14 protein-coding genes and 1 pseudogene are annotated in these 15,531 nt (G+C 75.0%); 4 read left to right on the forward strand and 11 right to left on the reverse strand.

Annotated elements, in window-relative coordinates; translation table 11 throughout:
* Positions 1–13 precede the first annotated feature (13 nt).
* The 4 genes from mycP to AB0N76_RS03130 form a co-directional block, all read right to left on the reverse strand.
* On the reverse strand, positions 14–1,156 hold the full coding sequence (gene mycP, locus AB0N76_RS03115; protein ID WP_363552521.1) for a type VII secretion-associated serine protease mycosin: 1,143 nt from the start codon (positions 1,154–1,156) through the stop codon (positions 14–16).
* A gap of 154 nt (positions 1,157–1,310) precedes the next feature.
* The gene (locus AB0N76_RS03120) at positions 1,311–2,780 is read right to left on the reverse strand and encodes a hypothetical protein (RefSeq protein ID WP_363552523.1); all 1,470 of its coding nucleotides are present in this window, start codon (positions 2,778–2,780) and stop codon (positions 1,311–1,313) included.
* 44 nt (positions 2,781–2,824) lie between these two features.
* The gene (locus AB0N76_RS03125) at positions 2,825–3,277 is read right to left on the reverse strand and encodes a hypothetical protein (RefSeq protein WP_363552525.1); all 453 of its coding nucleotides are present in this window, start codon (positions 3,275–3,277) and stop codon (positions 2,825–2,827) included.
* Between the two features lie 147 nt (positions 3,278–3,424).
* Positions 3,425–4,132 carry an endonuclease V gene (locus tag AB0N76_RS03130; protein ID WP_363552527.1) on the reverse strand — a complete coding sequence of 236 codons (708 nt, stop codon included), beginning with the start codon at positions 4,130–4,132 and terminating at the stop codon, positions 3,425–3,427.
* Between the two features lie 271 nt (positions 4,133–4,403).
* Here AB0N76_RS03130 and AB0N76_RS03135 point away from each other — a divergent pair, with 271 nt between their 5' ends.
* The gene (locus AB0N76_RS03135) at positions 4,404–4,631 is read left to right on the forward strand and encodes a hypothetical protein (protein WP_363552529.1); all 228 of its coding nucleotides are present in this window, start codon (positions 4,404–4,406) and stop codon (positions 4,629–4,631) included.
* A 1-nt stretch (position 4,632) separates the two neighbouring features.
* Here AB0N76_RS03135 and AB0N76_RS03140 read toward each other — a convergent pair whose 3' ends face one another.
* Positions 4,633–5,343 (reverse strand): RDD family protein, encoded by a 711-nt coding sequence (locus tag AB0N76_RS03140; RefSeq protein WP_363552531.1) that lies wholly within the window; start codon positions 5,341–5,343, stop codon positions 4,633–4,635.
* 92 nt (positions 5,344–5,435) lie between these two features.
* Positions 5,436–6,758, reverse strand: a complete 1,323-nt coding sequence (locus tag AB0N76_RS03145) for an RDD family protein (RefSeq protein WP_363552533.1) — start codon at positions 6,756–6,758, stop codon at positions 5,436–5,438.
* Between the two features lie 409 nt (positions 6,759–7,167).
* Between AB0N76_RS03145 and AB0N76_RS03150 the strand changes: the two genes are divergently transcribed.
* Positions 7,168–7,584 (forward strand): SsgA family sporulation/cell division regulator, encoded by a 417-nt coding sequence (locus tag AB0N76_RS03150; protein ID WP_078881470.1) that lies wholly within the window; start codon positions 7,168–7,170, stop codon positions 7,582–7,584.
* A 134-nt stretch (positions 7,585–7,718) separates the two neighbouring features.
* Here the strand turns inward: AB0N76_RS03150 and AB0N76_RS03155 are convergent, their stop codons facing one another.
* The 4 genes from AB0N76_RS03155 to AB0N76_RS03170 all read right to left on the reverse strand — a co-directional run bounded on the left by AB0N76_RS03155 (position 7,719) and on the right by AB0N76_RS03170 (position 13,477).
* A complete protein-coding gene (locus AB0N76_RS03155) occupies positions 7,719–9,152 on the reverse strand; it encodes a glycosyltransferase 87 family protein (protein WP_363552535.1) in 1,434 nt (477 codons plus the stop codon).
* A gap of 164 nt (positions 9,153–9,316) precedes the next feature.
* On the reverse strand, positions 9,317–10,981 hold the full coding sequence (locus tag AB0N76_RS03160; RefSeq protein WP_363552537.1) for a cellulose binding domain-containing protein: 1,665 nt from the start codon (positions 10,979–10,981) through the stop codon (positions 9,317–9,319).
* A gap of 247 nt (positions 10,982–11,228) precedes the next feature.
* A complete protein-coding gene (locus AB0N76_RS03165) occupies positions 11,229–12,755 on the reverse strand; it encodes a HAMP domain-containing sensor histidine kinase (RefSeq protein ID WP_363552539.1) in 1,527 nt (508 codons plus the stop codon).
* Positions 12,752–13,477 (reverse strand): response regulator transcription factor, encoded by a 726-nt coding sequence (locus AB0N76_RS03170; protein WP_363552541.1) that lies wholly within the window; start codon positions 13,475–13,477, stop codon positions 12,752–12,754. The genes AB0N76_RS03165 and AB0N76_RS03170 overlap by 4 nt, the downstream gene beginning before the upstream one ends.
* A 143-nt stretch (positions 13,478–13,620) precedes the next feature.
* On the opposite strand from AB0N76_RS03170, the gene AB0N76_RS03175 reads away from it, so the two are divergent.
* Positions 13,621–14,169 (forward strand): hypothetical protein, encoded by a 549-nt coding sequence (locus AB0N76_RS03175; RefSeq protein ID WP_363552543.1) that lies wholly within the window; start codon positions 13,621–13,623, stop codon positions 14,167–14,169.
* 30 nt (positions 14,170–14,199) lie between these two features.
* Here AB0N76_RS03175 and AB0N76_RS03180 read toward each other — a convergent pair.
* A pseudogene (locus AB0N76_RS03180) lies at positions 14,200–14,655 on the reverse strand (VOC family protein); the annotation flags it as partial.
* 412 nt (positions 14,656–15,067) lie between these two features.
* Here AB0N76_RS03180 and AB0N76_RS03185 point away from each other — a divergent pair.
* Positions 15,068–15,529, forward strand: a complete 462-nt coding sequence (locus AB0N76_RS03185; RefSeq protein WP_363552667.1) for an Lrp/AsnC family transcriptional regulator — start codon at positions 15,068–15,070, stop codon at positions 15,527–15,529.
* Positions 15,530–15,531: the final 2 nt, after the last annotated feature.

Raw genomic sequence — 15,531 nt, forward strand, 5'->3', positions numbered from 1 at the left:
CACCCCTCGCCACTCACCCCTGGTACGGCGGCCACTGCGGCGGCGCCGCGACCCTGCGCCGCCGCCCCCGCACCACCAGCGCCAGCACCACCGACACCACCACCACGCCCCCGATCCCCGCCGCCCCCACCAACACCCACGCCACCCCACGGTTCCCGCCGGCCCCCACCGGCGCCGCCGCCGGCGGCGACTCCCACACCTCCTCCGAGGGCGGAGCACTCACCCCACCTGTGGGCACCCCCTGCGCCTCCACCCGCCCGGCCAGCGGATTCTCCCGCGGTCCGCTGTCCGTCGCCGGGTCAAGGGCCTTGGCAGGATCCACGATTCCGTAGCCGTAGTGAGAATCGGGCACAGTCACGCCACCGGGCGGAGGGGTGGCGCTCTTGATGATCCGGTTGATGACCTGTCCTGCCGAGAGCTCCGGGTACTTCGCCCGGATGAGCGCGGCGGTGGCGGACACGTAGGCCGTGGCGTCCGAGGTCCCATTGCCGATGGCGTAACCGGCCGTGGACTTCGCCGTCGCGCGCCCGACCTTCACTCCTGGCGCCGTCACCGTGGTCTCGGGTCCGAAGCTGGACTTCTCCCAGATCCTGCCCTGCTCGTCCACCGCACCCACCGCGACCACACCCGGGTAGGCCGCCGGGTAGTCGACGGGCTGCCCGCTGTCGCCGCTGTTCCCCGTGGATGCGACGAGCACGACGTCCTTGGACACCGCGTACTTCACCGCCGCCCGCGCCTCGGCGTCGAGCCGGCCGGGGCCGCCCACGGACATGTTGACGACCGATGCCCCGTGGTCCACCGCGAACCTGATCGCCGAGGCGATGTCGGACTGCGGGCTCAGGAGGTCCCCGGACTCCCCGCCACTCCTGATCTTCACCGGGAGGATCTTCGCCTTGGGTGCCAGGCCGCTGATCCCGGCCTTGTTGCCGTGTCCGACCCCGGCGATGAGGCTCGCCATCCCGGTGCCGTGACCGTCGGCGTCGACCCGGCCGTCCGATTTCCCACCCGAGAAGTCGGCGCCCGGAAGAACCTGTCCGGCCAGGTCCTGGTGGTTCCCGTCGACCCCGCCGTCGATGACCGCGACGACGACGCCGTCACCCTGGCTCAGCGGCCAGATCCTGGTGTCGGCCTGGTACTGCTTCAACGGCCACTGCATGTCGCGGATCTGGTCCGCCGACGCGGGCGGGACCGCGGTCCCCCACGCGAAAGCCCCAGCGGAGAGCACGGCAGCGCATCGCCACACCCGGCCACTCATCAAGCCTGTCACCCCACTTGAGGAAGAGTCCCACCGACCATCTGCCGTGGCGGACTCATTCCACCACGTTCGGGTTGGCAGGCTTGTCCGACGCCCAGGTCTCCTCGTCCTCGACGAGGTAGTCGGGCCGCTTCCCCCTCCCGTCTTTCTCCCTTCCACGCTGCTGGGCACCGCCGAACGGCATCCCCATTCCCACCCCGTTGGCCGAGGTTGCGGCCTGCTCCGGCCTGCCCCGCCCCCTGCCGCCGAGCCCGGAGCCGCCTTCGGTGAAGACCTGCCGAGGGCCTCCGCCGGCCTTCGCGCCCTCCCCGCCGACGTGGCCCGGCCCGTTCGACGTGCCCTTCCCAGGCCGCGCCGCACCGCCTCGACCACCCACACCGGCCTCACCGGGGAACGCCGCCCCGGCGCCGAACTGTCCACCACCGCGAGCCGCTCCGGCACCCGGTGCTTCCCCGGCGCCACGGACCGCCCGCCCACCCCACGCTTCGCCGCCGCCGCCGGGCGGCACCTTTCCCGGAATCCCGCTGCCCGTTGCCGTCGCCCTCCCCGGCAGGAGGCCGGGCTCGCCGAACGCGCGCGAGGCCGAGGGTCCTTCGCCGACCTGCGGCGCACCGCCGGAGCCGGCCGGCGCGGGACCCCCGAGCGGCCCGAACCCGTTCGGCGAGGTTCCGGGGTTCGGACCTTGCTGCCCGCTCCCCGGCGCGACGGGAGGCGTCGGGCTCATACCGTCGATCCCGGCGCTCACACCGTGCGGAGCGACGCCCGGACCGTAGTTCGCGACCTTCGGGGACTTGGGCGCCGCCTGCGCCACACCTCCCTTGATACCGGGATCGGAGGCCACGGGCGGCGCGGCCACGGTGGCCACCTTCGGAGCCGCTCCCCCGCCCGTCCCACCTGCCCGCGATGTCGGTGCACCGGTACCACTCGGGGCCGATCCGCCGCCGACGTAACCGGAACCCGCCATCATGGCGCTCACGAGTGGCGCGGCGGCACCGCTGTCGGCGGCACCACTGACATCCGTCGCCTCGTCCTTCCCCTTGTACGGCGGTTGGCCCGGGGGTGGTGGGGGTGGTGGGGGTTTGAGCATGGGGGCGGCGGTGCGGTAGTGCATGGCGAGGGTTTGCATGACGGTGGCGGCTTCGAGCTTCTTCTGGTTGGCGAGGTCGGTGCGGGCGTCCTCGTCGTCGGCGCCGAAGAGGGAGGAGAAGGTGTCGCCGACGCCGTCCTTGAGCTGTTCCCAGCCGCTGGGTTCCTCGGGCATGTCGCGTTTGGCCTTGGCGATGGCCTCGGAGACCGCCTTGAGGGTGTTGGCCGCGTCGTTGGCGTAGGAGGCGGTGGTGTTGATGGTGGTGGCGAGGTGGAGCATGCGGGTGTGGAAGGCGTCGCTGGTGGTGCCCTCCCAGGAGGTGGCGGCCTCGGTGCTGGCGCGGGTGAGGGTGGCGCGGATGGCCTTCAGGGTGTCGGCGGCGCGGCGCCAGGGGTCGGCGGCGGCCATCACCTCGCCGGGGTTGAGGGCCTGGGCCATGCCGCGGAGTTCGGCGTGGCTGTAGTTCCGGAAGTCGGTGTACTTCATCGGACGCCCTTCCCGTCGTCGTGCCGGGCCGGGGCCGTGGTTTGGGCGTAGGCGGCCGCGCTGGTGGCGGAGGGGTCGGCGACGGACCAGCCGTCGTCGCCGAGTTTGAGCTTGGCCTTGGTGCGGTGTTCCTGTTCCTCGTAGTTGGTGGCGGTGAGCTCAGCCTTCTTCTGGGCCTCGTCGACCGCGTTCTGGAGCTGGTTGAGGACGTCGCGCAGGCCGTCGCGCATGGTCTGGTAGCGGCCGTGCAGGTCGGTGGCCTCGGCGAAGGTGCCGAGGGCGCTGGGGCCGATGCCGCTGCGGCCGTGGGTCGCGGTGCCGTCCGCGTGGTGCTGGAACTCGGCCAGCAGGAGGCGTACCTGGGCGGCGAAGGCGCGTAGTTGGTCGACCTCCACGCGGTAGCCGCGGCCTGTTCCGCCGGTCGATCCGGTTCCGTTCCCCGTTGCCACGTGCGGCGCCTCCCCCGTGCGTCCTTACGTACCTGCGTCCATGCGGTGTGTCGTTCGCGTGCTGGTGGCCCGAGTCTCATGTCTAACACATGGCCGGGGCGAGCAGAACGGCCCGCGGGCGAACGGTCGGTACTCGGCGACGCGGCGTCAGTTCCCCTGCCGGAGCCGGAGCTGCTGCCGGGCGAGCGCCCGGCGGCAGAGCGAGTCGGCATGCCGGGTGGTCTCGGGGAGGCGGTAGCGCGGGGTGAGGGCGAGGGTGGCGTCGACGGCCTCGGTGAGGCCGATGCGGTGGCCGACGGAGACGAAGACGGGCTTGACGCCGGGCCGGGTGCGGACGGCGCGGCCGACCTCCTCGCCGGTGACCGGGTCGGTGAGCGGGGTCCGGTCGCCGCGGGCGGGGCCGGGGGCGTGGTGGTCGAAGGTGAACGGGGTCTTGGCGACGCCGAAGGTCCGCAGGCCGGTGAGGACGCCGAGGTGGCTGGCGAGGCCGAGGCGGCGGGGGTGGGCGAGGCCGTAGCCGTCGCAGACGACGGTGCCGGGGCGGTGGGTGAGGGCGGCGAGGGCGTCCAGGACGGCGGGGAGTTCGCGGAAGGCGAGCAGGCCGGGGAGGTAGGGGAAGGCGACCCGGCCGGTGGCGGTGGCCTCCTCGACGACGGCGAGGGTGGTGCGGTCGAGGACGACGGCGGCGGCGACCACGAGGTCGCGCTCGTCGTCGTAGGCGACGTCCACGCCGGCGATCAGCCGGTCGTCGGGGGCGGTGCCGATCGTGCCGTGCGGCTCGACGAGGGGGCGCAGGCGTTGCTGTTCGGCGAGCGCCTCGGCCTCGGTGGTGGGCCAGTCGGCGGGGATGGGCACGGCGGTTCCCCCTGCGGGTCGGGGCGGTTCGGTCGGGCCCACGGTACCGAGCGGGGCCGACGGGGCCGGGCGCGAGGCGTGAGTCCGTGCGCCCCCCGTGCCCCGGGCGGGCCGGGTTAGCCTGGACGGAATGCCACGGACGCTCGCCGGACGGCCGCCGGATGTTCCCGAACTCCCCTGCCCGGACCGGTTCCTGAGCGTGCGCCCGGGCAGTGGTCCGCCCGTTCAGCAGTGGTCCGCCCGTTCCCCCCGACGTGCGAAGGACTCCGCCATGCCGTACCGCCCGACCGCCGCGCAGTTCGCGCTCGGTGTCTTCACCGTGGTCGCCGCCACGGTCGCGCTGCTGGCCGCCACCGGGGCCTCGGGGGTCCTGGAGGTGGCCGTGGTGGTGCTCTTCGCGCTCGCCCTGGGCACCCTGGTGACGGTGCTCGCGGTGCTGGCGCCGTACGCGGCGGACCGGCGCGCGGAGCACCGCGCGCCGGCCGGCGGGCACGAGTAGCTCAGGCCGTGGAGACCACGACCGTCTTGGCGGACTTGTCGTGGACGCACTGCCGGTACGGCTTGTCGAAGACGCCGAACAGGCCGTCGATGAGCCACCAGAGCCCGGCGCAGCAGAGCACCGCGGGCAGGATGTAGACCGCGGCGCGGGTCCAGGCGGCGGACTGGGTCGGCGAGTTGCCGTCGATCAGCATGGCGACCCGGATCTTCATGGCCTTCTTGCCGAGGGTCTGGCCGTCGCGGCCGAGCATCAGGCCCTCGTAGACGAGGTAGAAGGCGCAGGCGAGCCAGAACGCGCCGGCCGAGCCGGAGCGGTCGCTGAGGCTGGCGAACGGCAGGACCACGAGGACGGCGACGATCTGCACCAGCAGGTAGTCGATGAGGCGGGCGAGGATCCGGTTGGGCCAGCTGCCGAGCGGGGGCATCCCGGGGACCGGGCCGGCGGCGGGCGCGCCGTAACCGGCGGGGCCGGGGCCGGGTGGGGGCTGGTCGTAGGGCGACTGGCCGTACGGCGAGGACCGGTCGTAGGGCGACTGGCCGTAGGTGCCGCCGTACGCGCCGGGGCGGTCGTACGGGCCGCCGGCCGGCGGGGTGCCGTACGGATCCGACGGCGCACCTTCCGGCGTGCCGCCGCCCTGGGGCGGGGGCTGCTTGTCGAAGGAGGGCTTGCCGCCCCCCTCCGGCTCGGGGCCTGAGGGGTCGTGGGTGCTCATGCCCCGAGTAGAACATCACACATTCTTGGAGCTTGGGATATTTAGTCCGTTTTGTCCGGAGCCGACCCCCGGGTCGATCCCCGGGGTCGGGTTCAGAGCCGGACGACCCGGGTGCGGGCCGCCCGGTCGTGCCAGCCGCGCCGGTCGGGGCGGTCGAACAGCGGCCGGAGCAGGCCCACCAGCAGCACCGTCGACACGTGCCGGACCAGCCAGCGGAGCAGCGAACGGCCGAATCCCAGCCGGGCGGACGGCGCCCCGGACGGGACGGTGGACGGGCCGGCGGGCGGCGCGGCGGGGACCACCCGGATCCGGGCGAGCCGCTTGCCGAAGGTCTGGCCGGTGCGGGCGGTCGGCAGGACCTCGTAGAGCACGCCGACGAAGAGCAGGATGCCGATCAGGACGGCGACCTTGCCGAGCACCATGCCGTCCACCAGCCAGACGTCGACCTGGCGGCGGGTGAGCTTGCTGGCCATCCGGGCCTGGTCGAGCTTCTGCTGGAGGTGGGCGGCGACCGAGTTGCCGAGCGGCAGACCGGCGGCGACGGCGACCACGGTCAGGACGGCGGTGTCCACCAGCCGGGCGGCCAGCCGTCGGCCGAGCCCGGCGGGCCGCACCCGCGCGGCCTCGGCACGCCGCCGCCCGACGGCGGCCGGACGGACAGTGGCGGCCGGACGAACGGCGGCGGGGGCGGGGGCGGACGGGCCGACGACCTCGCGGGTGGCGACCGCGCGGGTGGCAGTAGGACGGGCGGCGGTGGTGCGCGTCGGGACGGAGACGGCCCGGGCCGGTTCGACGGCCGCCCGCGGCTCGGGCACCGGGGACGCGGACCGGGACGGCGACGGCTCGACCGGAACAGCCTCCGGTTCCACCACCCGCTCCGGCTCCGGCTCCGGTTCCGGCGCCGCCACCCCCGCGGCCGGCCCCTCCGCCCCGGGCAGCACCCCCCAGGACACCCAGGGCGCCGGACCTCCCGCCGCCACCACCGGCCCGCCCTCGTCCGCGGGCAGCACCCCCGGCCGGAACACCGGCCCGCTCTCCGCCACCGCAAAGGTGAACGACGCCCCGCCCGAGGTCTGGTCCAGGTACACCGGCCCGGTGTCCCCGCCGGAGGTCACCACCGGCCCCGCCCCCGACGCCCCGACCCCCGGCTCCCCCTCCTCCGCCGGTCCGGCCACCGCCGGCGGCGGCACGTACCGCGCCCCCACCCCGCCGCCCGCCGCGCCCGGCCGGCGGGTCGCGTACCGGGGCGGCTCCAGCACCTCGCCCTCGGCCGGGGCGGGCCGGCTGGTGCCGGGCACCCAGGCCGAGCCGCCCCAGTAGCGGACGAAGCCGGGGATGGACGGGTCGGGGTAGTAGCCCGGCGCGGGGCCGGCGGCCGTCTCCGTACTGCCGCCGGCGAAGGGCCGGTCCGTCATGGGGGTCTCTTTCCTGGCAGGGCCGATGCGGCTCGCCCGGCGAGGGGGGTGCGCGACGGTGGCGCGGGGGACCCGGGTGGACCCGGGCGGCTCCGCCGTCGGCGCGTGCGAGGGGGCGCCACCGGGGTGGGCGGACAGTCGCCGGGCAGTCACAAAGGGTAGTACCTCGGCGGGGCCGCCGGGCGAAGTTGGCCATTCGGCGGACAGTTCGGGGCCGTCCACGGTAGGGAGGACGGCGCGTGTGCCCGAGCGCGCGCCCGCTCCCCCGCCTTCACCACGCCGCACACCACCGTCGACGCAGTTCCGCCGAGAAATCTCGGAAACCCGTGTAAGAGCGCCGCCCGACCGCGCTCTTCAAGGTCACAGGGCCCGGAACCGGGCACGAACCGCAGGCAGAGAGGAACCGATCATGGAGCGCCCGACGAGCGTGGTCGAGCACGAGCTGGAGCTCAACCTGGTGCTCTCCCCCGAGCACAGCGTCCCCGTCCCGGCCCGGCTGTCGTACGGCAGCCACGACCCCTACGCCGTCCACATGACCTTCCACCTGGACACCGGCTCGCCGGTCACCTGGGTGTTCGCCCGCGAGCTGCTGGTGGAGGGCACCTTCCGGCCGTGCGGCCAGGGGGACGTGCGGATCTGGCCGACCCGGTCGGGCCGGCGGAGCGTGCTCTGCCTGGCGCTGAGCTCGCCGGCCGGGGACGCGCTGCTGGAGGCGCCGCTGCCGGCGGTGGCCGCCTGGCTGGAGCGGGCGCACCGGCTGGTGCCGCCGGGCAGCGAGATGGCCGCGCTGGACATGGACGGCTCGCTGGCCGAGCTGCTCGCGTGAGGTCCGTACAGCCCGGACGGCCCGTACGGTCCCTGCGACCGGTACGACCGGGACGACCGGCGCGCGCCGAACGGCCCGAACAGCCCCGACGGCCCGGACGGCCCTCGGCCCGGACCCGCCGCGCCCCCGGCGACTCAGCGGGCCGCGGGGGCCTGCTGACGCTCGCGCGCGGGCTCGTCCGGCCGGTCGCCGTCGCGCCCGCCGCCGGCCCGCCGGTCGCCGTCCCGCTGGCCGGGCAGCGCGACCAGGGGCGCGCCGGCGGCGAGCCGCCGTGCCCTTATCCGTAGCGCGGCGGCGAGCAGGAAGCAGATCCCGACGAGCGGGTAGACCGAGGTCGGGATCTGGTACAGCGGCGACAGCTCCAGCACCAGCGCGCCCTTCGGCTTGGCGAGCCACATGGCGAAGGAGAGGAAGGCGAGCAGCGTGGCCCCGAAGGCGGCCCGCCAGCGGACCTTCCGGACGGCGGCCGGACGGGCCCGCTCGACCGCCGCCTCGCAGGCGAGCAGGGTGAGCACCGGCACGCACCAGACCCAGTGGTGGGTCCAGCTGATCGGCGAGATCAGCACGGCGGTGACGGCGGCGCAGCAGACACCCCAGGCCTCGGCGCGCGGCAGCCAGCGGGAGCTGCGGGCGGCCCAGGCGGCGACTCCGAGGCCGGCCGCCGCGATCAGGACGGCGGCCAGGGTGGCGGCGGTGCCGGGGGTGGCGGTGTGCAGCAGCCGGGCGACGGCGCCGCTGATCGCCTGGTTGTCGACGATCTCGGTCTTGCCGACCCGCGAGGAGTCGTAGAGGTACTTGGTCCAGAAGCCCCAGGTGGCGTCGGGCAGCACGAGGGCGCCGAGCAGGAAGGTGCCGAGGAAGGTGAAGCCGGCCACGAACGCGGCCCGGATCCGGCCGGTGAGCAGCAGGTAGACCGCGAACAGGCCGGGGGTGAGCTTGATGCCGGCGGCGATACCGATCGCGATGCCCTTGCCGCGCCGCCCGTCGGGCCGGGTGAGGTCCCAGAGGATCAGGCAGCCGAGGACGAGGTTGATCTGGCCGTAGCGCAGCGTGGTGTAGACGGGTTCGAGCCAGACGCCGAGGCCGGTGACCAGGATCACGGCGATCGCGCGCAGGTCCTTGCGCGGCCAGCCGACCAGCTTGAACGACAGGTGGGCGAACAGCGCGAGCAGTCCGAGGTTGCCGAGCGTGATCGCGACCCGCAGGAACGGCACCGGGAACCAGGTCGTCGGCACGAACAGCATCGCGGCGAACGGCGGGTAGGTGGCGGGCAGGTTCCACTGGGTGACGCGGATCCCGTAGAGGTCCTGGCCGTTGGCGACGGCGGCGCCCTCGGCCCGGTAGACGATCATGTCGACCATCGAGGTGTGCGCGAAGTGCCGGACCACCGCGTAGGCGAGCAGGGAGAACAACGCCACGGCGGAGACGATCAGCAGCGGTCGGCGGGGGGCCTCGCGCAGGGCCCGCACGGGTGCGCCGAGGGCGGTCCGCAGGCGGTCCGACAGGGGGGCGGGCGCCTGGTCCGGTGCGGTTCGCACCGCGCTGCGCTCGTCTTGCACCGCTGTCACTGTTCGCTCCGTCCACGGTTCGGCCAACCAGCGACGATACCCGATGCCCGGCGGCCGGGCCCGGCGTGCAGTGGTCACCGAGAGTGACCAGCGGACGTGGAACCGGCCGGCCGTGCCCCGTTGCGGTCGGGGCACGGACGGCCGGAGTCGGGGGGTGGGCCGGGTCAGCCGGTGTAGGCGCCCAGGGCCCGGGTGAAGTCCAGCGGCTGCTGGACGATCGAACTGCAGCTGGCGTCCGCGTACGCCTTGGCGCCGCCCTCGCAGGCCTTGTCGCGGGTGCCGGACCACATCGCCAGCCAGGCCAGGTGCTTGGTCTTGGCGAAGTCCGCGAGCTGCTTGGCGTCGGCGACGGTGAAGACCTCGCTGGCCACGTCGTTGACGCCGATCATCGGGGTGACCGCGACCTTGCGCCAGGCGGCCGCGTCGTCGAGCCCGAGCACGCTCTTGACCTGGGCCTGGGTGGCGGTGGCGGCGGCGATGGCGTACTTGCCCATCTGGCCCTGCGGGTTCGGGGCGACGCCGTCGCCGAAGTCCATCGCCATGATGTTGACCGCGCCGATCGCCACGCCGTTGTTCTTGGCGTCGGCGACCAGGTTGACGCCCTCCTGGGTCAGGCCGGAGGGGAGCGCGGGGAGGGTGAAGGAGACGTCCAGGGCCTTGCCCTTGGCGGCGGCGCTCTTCTGGAGCTGGGCGATGGCCTGGGCGCGGCGGGTGTTGGCGGCGGTGTTGGCGATCGCGCCGCCCTCGACGTCGAAGTCGACCTTGGTGAGGCCGTAGGCGTCGACGGTCTTCTGGTAGACGGCGGTGAGGTCGGCGACCGAGGAGCAGGCGAGGGCGAGCTCGCTGCCGTTGGCGCCGCCGAAGGAGACCCGGACGTCGCCGCCGATCGCGCGCAGGGCGCCGATCTGGGCGGCCACCGCGTCGGCGGCGAGGTCGCTCACGCCGCCCCACTTCGGGGTGCAGCCGCCGCCGGAGACCACGAAGGCCAGGTTGAAGTCCTTGACGCCGGTGGCCTTGGCGGTGGCGACCAGGTCGTAGGGCGGGTAGAGGGAGGTGTCGACGTACGGGGCGAAGCCGGCGCCGCCGGCCGGGGCGGGGGTGCCGGTCGCGGTGGCGGTGGGCGCGGGGGTGGTGGGCGTCGGGACGGCCGTGGTGGTGGCGGTCGCGGTGGCCGTCGGGGCCGGGGTGGAGGGCTTGGCGGTGGCCGTGGCGGTCGGGCTCGGCGCGACGGTGCTCGGCTTGGCGGTGGCGGTGGCCGTCGCGGTCGGCGTCGCCGGAACCGAAGCCGAAGCCGAAGCCGAGGCGCTGGCGGACGGCGAGGCCGTCGCCGTGCTGGTCGGGCGGCCGGACGGGGTGGGCGCGGTGCCGTCCCCGGCCTTGCAGGAGGTGTTGTTGATCAGACAGTTGCCCGGCTCGGCCTGCGCGGCGCCCGCGCCCTGGGCGACGAAGCCGACCACGACGCTCTTGCCCGGCTCCAGCCGCTTGCTCCACGCCTCCGGCTTGACCGTGACGTGCTGCCCCTCGACCGTGAAGGTGGCGTTCCAGAGCGAGTCGATCTTCGCGCCGGCCGGCAGGTCGAAGCTGAGCGTCCAGTCCTCGATGGCGCTGCCGTCCGGGTTGGTGACCAGGTACTGGCCGGTGTAGCCGGCCTCCCAGCTGCTGGTGCGGCTGTAGACGGCGCCGAGCGAGGCGGCGCTGGCCGAGGAGGCGAGCAGGACGACTCCTCCGGCGACCAGCGCGGCGGCGACCGCCGAGGCGCCGAGCACGACGCCCTTGCGGCTGCGCCGGCGGCGGCCTCCGGTACGGCGGTTGGGCTGCTGGGTCGTCATGGGGGCTTACCTCCGGGGCTGGCAGGTGCGGACTACGCCCGGGTCGACCCGGCGGCGGTCGGGGGGCGACCGACGCGGTCGGGTGACCGGCGCGGACGACGCTAGCGGCGCCGGATGGCCGGAAACCGCCTGCTGAGCCAGGGGTAGAGCTCCCTTACGGTGCGCTTAAGAATGAGGGGTGAACCGGGCCCGGGGGCGGCCCCGGTGAGGTGCTGAAACCTTTCGCCTGCTCACCGTGACGGGCCGCTCAACGCGGGAACAGCGGTCCCCGGCCCCGACGCCGGCTGGCCCGCGCCGGAGCGGCGCCGTCCGGCCGGGTCCGCAGCCGCAGCCGGATCTCGGCGCCGCCGAGCACCGCCGAACGCCCGAGCGCGAGATCCCCGCCGGTGGCCTCGGCGAGCTTGCGGACGATGTCCAGCCCCAGGCCGGTCGAACCGTCACCGCCCTGGCCCTCGCCGCGCTTCAGCGCCGCCGCCGGATCGGTGAAGCCCGGGCCCGCGTCGCCGACCAGCACGATCACCGAGCTCTCGGTGGCCAGCACGTCCACCGCGAAGGCGGTGCCGACGGCGGTGTGCCGGAAGACGTTGCCGAGCAGCGCGTCCACGGTGGCGGCCAGGTCGCCGCGCTGGACCGGGACCGGGGTCTCGCGGTCCGCGCCGGCCAGCTGCCAGCGGCGGCCCTCGTCCTCGGCGAGCGCGGACCAGAAGCCGACCCGCTCCCGGATCACCTCGGCGGCGTCGCAGCCGACCGTGACAGCGGGCGTGTCCTCGGGCGCCCGGCGGGCCGAGCGGATGATCTGGTCGACCTCCCGCTCCAGTTGGGAGACGGCGTGCCGGGTGGCGTCGGCCGCGTCGCCCTCGCCGAGCGAGGCGGCGTTGAGCCGCAGCACGGTCAGCGGGGTGCGCAGCCGGTGCGACAGGTCGGCGGCCAGCTCGCGCTCGGCGGCGAGCAGCTGGACCACCCGGTCGGCCATCGCGTTGAACGCCTGGCCGGCCTCGCGCAGCTCCTCGGGGCTGCCGGCGGTCTGTTTGCCGTCCACCGGCACCCGGACGGCGAGGTCGCCCGCGCCCAGCGCGCGGGCCGCGGCGGCGAGCCGGCGGGCGGAGCCGACGATCCGGGCACCCATCCGGTCGGCGACCAGCACCGCGATGGCGACCAGGCCGAGCGCGACGCCGGAGAGCACCTGCCAGGCGGTCGAGACGCCCCGGGTGAGGTCGCCGTCGGCCACGAAGACCTCGACCACGGCGGTCCGGACGTTGTCCACGGCGACCGGCTGGAGCAGCGCGTAGCCGCCCGGGACCTCGACCGTGAAGGAGCGGCCCTGCCCGCCGGCGCTGTCCACGTCCGCGGCCAGCGCCCGGACCTCGCCGATGGTCGCCCCGGCGGCCGCCCCCGCGCCCGTCGCCGCGACGCCCGCCGTCCCCGGAGCACCGGGTGCGCCCGCCGTCCCCGGAGTGCCCGCCGTGCCCGGAGTACCGGGTGCGCCCGCCGCACCCGGTACCGCGGCCGGCGGCGGCAGGTGCACCGCCATCCGGCCCTGCGCGCCCGCGTCCGTCGAGGCCACCGCCCGGGCGATGGCGTCCTGGTCGGTGGTGATGGCCAGCGCCGGACCGAGCGCCGCGGCCTGCCGTTCGGCCGCCGTGAAGGCCCGGTCCCGGGCGGTCTGCTGGACCATCAGGCCGAGCGGGATGAGGAAGGCCAGCGCGACCATGGTGGTCCCGGCCACGGCGGCCTTGATCAGCGCCCAGCGCAGCGAGTGCCGCAACCGCCTCATGTCCGCCGCTCCACCGGGACGGCACCGGGCCCGGCGGGGTGCCCGGCCGCCTCCAGCCGGACGCCGACGCCGCGCACGGTGTGCAGGTAGCGCGGGTTGGACGCGGTCTCGCCGAGCTTGCGGCGCAGCCAGGACAGGTGCACGTCGATGGTCTGGTCGCCGCCGTAGGTCTGCCGCCAGACCTCGGCCAGGATCTCCTTGCGCGGCACGACCACGCCGGGCCGGGCGGCGAGGAAGGCCAGCAGGTCGAACTCGCGGCGGGTCAGGTCGAGCGCCCGCCCGTCCAGCGCGGCCTCCCGGCGCTGGAGGTCGATGGCCAGCCCGCCGACCCGGAGCACCTGGCTGACCGGGGCGGTCCCGCCGCCGAGCCGGCGCAGGACGGCGGCCATCCGGGCGCTCAGGTGCTCCCCGGAGAACGGTTTCACCAGGTAGTCGTCGGCGCCGTCGTTGAGCAGCCGGACGATCTCGGCCTCGTCGTCGCGGGCGGTCGAGATGATGACCGGGACGTTGGTCAGGCCGCGGATCATCTTGAGCGCCTCGCTGCCGTCCAGGTCGGGCAGGCCGAGGTCGAGGATCACCAGGTCGCAGCCGACCTGGGCGACCTCGCGCAGCGCCTCAAGTGCCGTGCCCACGCTGCGAACCGCGTGGCCGGTGTCGGTCAGGTGGCGGATGAGGGCGGATCGCACGAAGGGGTCGTCCTCGACCACGAGCACTGTTGCCATGGGGCTGCACGGTACGCCATCGGCCCCGGGTGGTCTGTACCTCGGGGTAGCGAGGGGGCACTCGTCGGCTTTGTGCAAGTTCCCTGTGGAAGTACCGGGGTGACCACCTGCCCGTCCCCGCCATGCGGCAGGATGTGCGCACGATGCGGAACGGACTGGTACAACTCGGCGCCTGGGCGGCGGCCACCGGGGCGGCGGTGGCGCTGTCCTGGTTCGGCGTGCACGCGGTGCTGACCGGCGCCGCGTTCGAGCAGCCCACCGCGCTGCCGCTGCCCTCGCCCGCCGCGGCGGGCACGGCGCGGGCGACGCCGACGGTGACGCAGCCGCAGTCGGCGGCCCAGCCGGAGCCGCCCGCCCCGTCCGCCACCCCGGCGGCGGCCGCCCCGTCGAGGACCACCGCCCCGGTGGCCCCGGCCACCCCGTCGGCCGCCGCGCCGACCTCGCACCGGCCGACGCCGGCCGCCACCACCTCCGCGGTGCGCAGCTACCTCGTCCCGGGCGGCAAGGTGGCCCTGGACCTCCAGCCGGACAAGGCCTCGCTGGTCTCGGCCGCGCCGGACCCGGGCTGGAAGATGCAGGTCTGGAACGGTCCGCAGTGGATGCGGGTGGACTTCACCAAGGACGACCAGGCCAACTCGGTGTTCGTCTACTGGAACGGGCACCCGCCGGTGGTCGAGACAGTGACGCGCTGAGTCCCCCCGGCCCCCCGGACCTCACCACCGCTCACAGGCGACGTAGCCCGGCAGGTAGGGGCCGGTGTAGCGGGAGCGGTCGACCAGGGTGTGCCTGGTCCCGCCGGGCACCCCGATCGCGGCGAGCACCACCGTGCCGTACGCGTCCCGCATCTCGTACGGCTCGGCGAGCGAGGCCGCGCCCCGGTCGACGGCGTAGTCGTAGGCGTAACAGACGTCCGGCACGGCGACCGCGAGGTCGATCACCCCGTCGCCGTGCCGGGCCAGGTGCCCGGCCAGTTCGCGGCCGCGCGGACCGATCACCTGGACCAGGGAGGTCAGCACGAATCTGGTGCCGGGTGCCTTCAGGACGTAGGAGACGGTCTCCGGTTCGCCGGTCTCGGGCCCGGCGTAGGCGGTACAGCGCAGTCCGAGGGCGACCGCGTACCGGCGGGCGGCCCGCTCGGCGTCGCCGACCGCGAAGACCACCGCGTCGGCGTGGCCCATCGGGATCAGGCCGGGCTCCTCCAGGCCGGCCGTGAGTAGCACGGGTTCGGTGGCGGTTTCGGTCATGGCAGCCCTCCCGGTAGGCGTGACGGGGACCTCGGGTTCCGCTTCCCGGGCGCCGGGGTGGGGACCGGCGCACGGGGTTGTGGCTGGAGGGTTGCGCCGGGACGACCTCCGCGCAACTGTTCCGTTTCCTCCTGGTCAAGGTGTGCTCCGGGGCGGGAGAATCGGCCACGCCGCTGTACAGAATGCCCACCGGAGGACGGAGCCCGCGATGCCCCCCGCCCACTCCCCCAGCTCCCCGGGCGCCCCCGGATCGTCCAACTCGCCGCTCGCACAAGGACATTCCGGCCCGACCGGAGCCGCCCCGGCCACCCCTGCGGGGGGCACGCCGGGCAGCACCAACGACGCGATCGACGCGCTGGACGGCCGGCTGATCCGGCTGCTCGCCGAGGAGCCCCGGATCGGCGTGCTGGAGTGCTCGCGCCGGCTCCAGGTGGCGCGCGGCACGGTGCAGGCGCGGCTGGACCGGCTCCAGGCACGGGGCGTGATCGGCGGCTTCGGCCCGGAGGTGGACCCGGCGGCGCTGGGCTACCCGGTGACGGCCTTCGCGACGCTGGAGATCTCCCAGGGCCAGGGCGCGGACGTCCGCCGGCACCTCGCGGCGGTGCCGGAGGTGCTGGAGCTGCACACCATCACCGGGCACGGCGACATGATGGTGCGGATCGTGGCCCGGTCCAACGCGGACCTCCAGCGGGTGATCGACCGGGTGGTGGGGTTCGACGGGATCGTCCGCTCCTCGACGGCGATCGCGCTGGAGAACCCGGTGCCGTACCGGATCCTGCCGCTGGTCGACCAGGCCGCCGCCGAGTAGCC

Source organism: Kitasatospora sp. NPDC093806 (assembly GCF_040683335.1).
Classification (GTDB): Bacteria; Actinomycetota; Actinomycetes; order Streptomycetales; family Streptomycetaceae; genus Kitasatospora.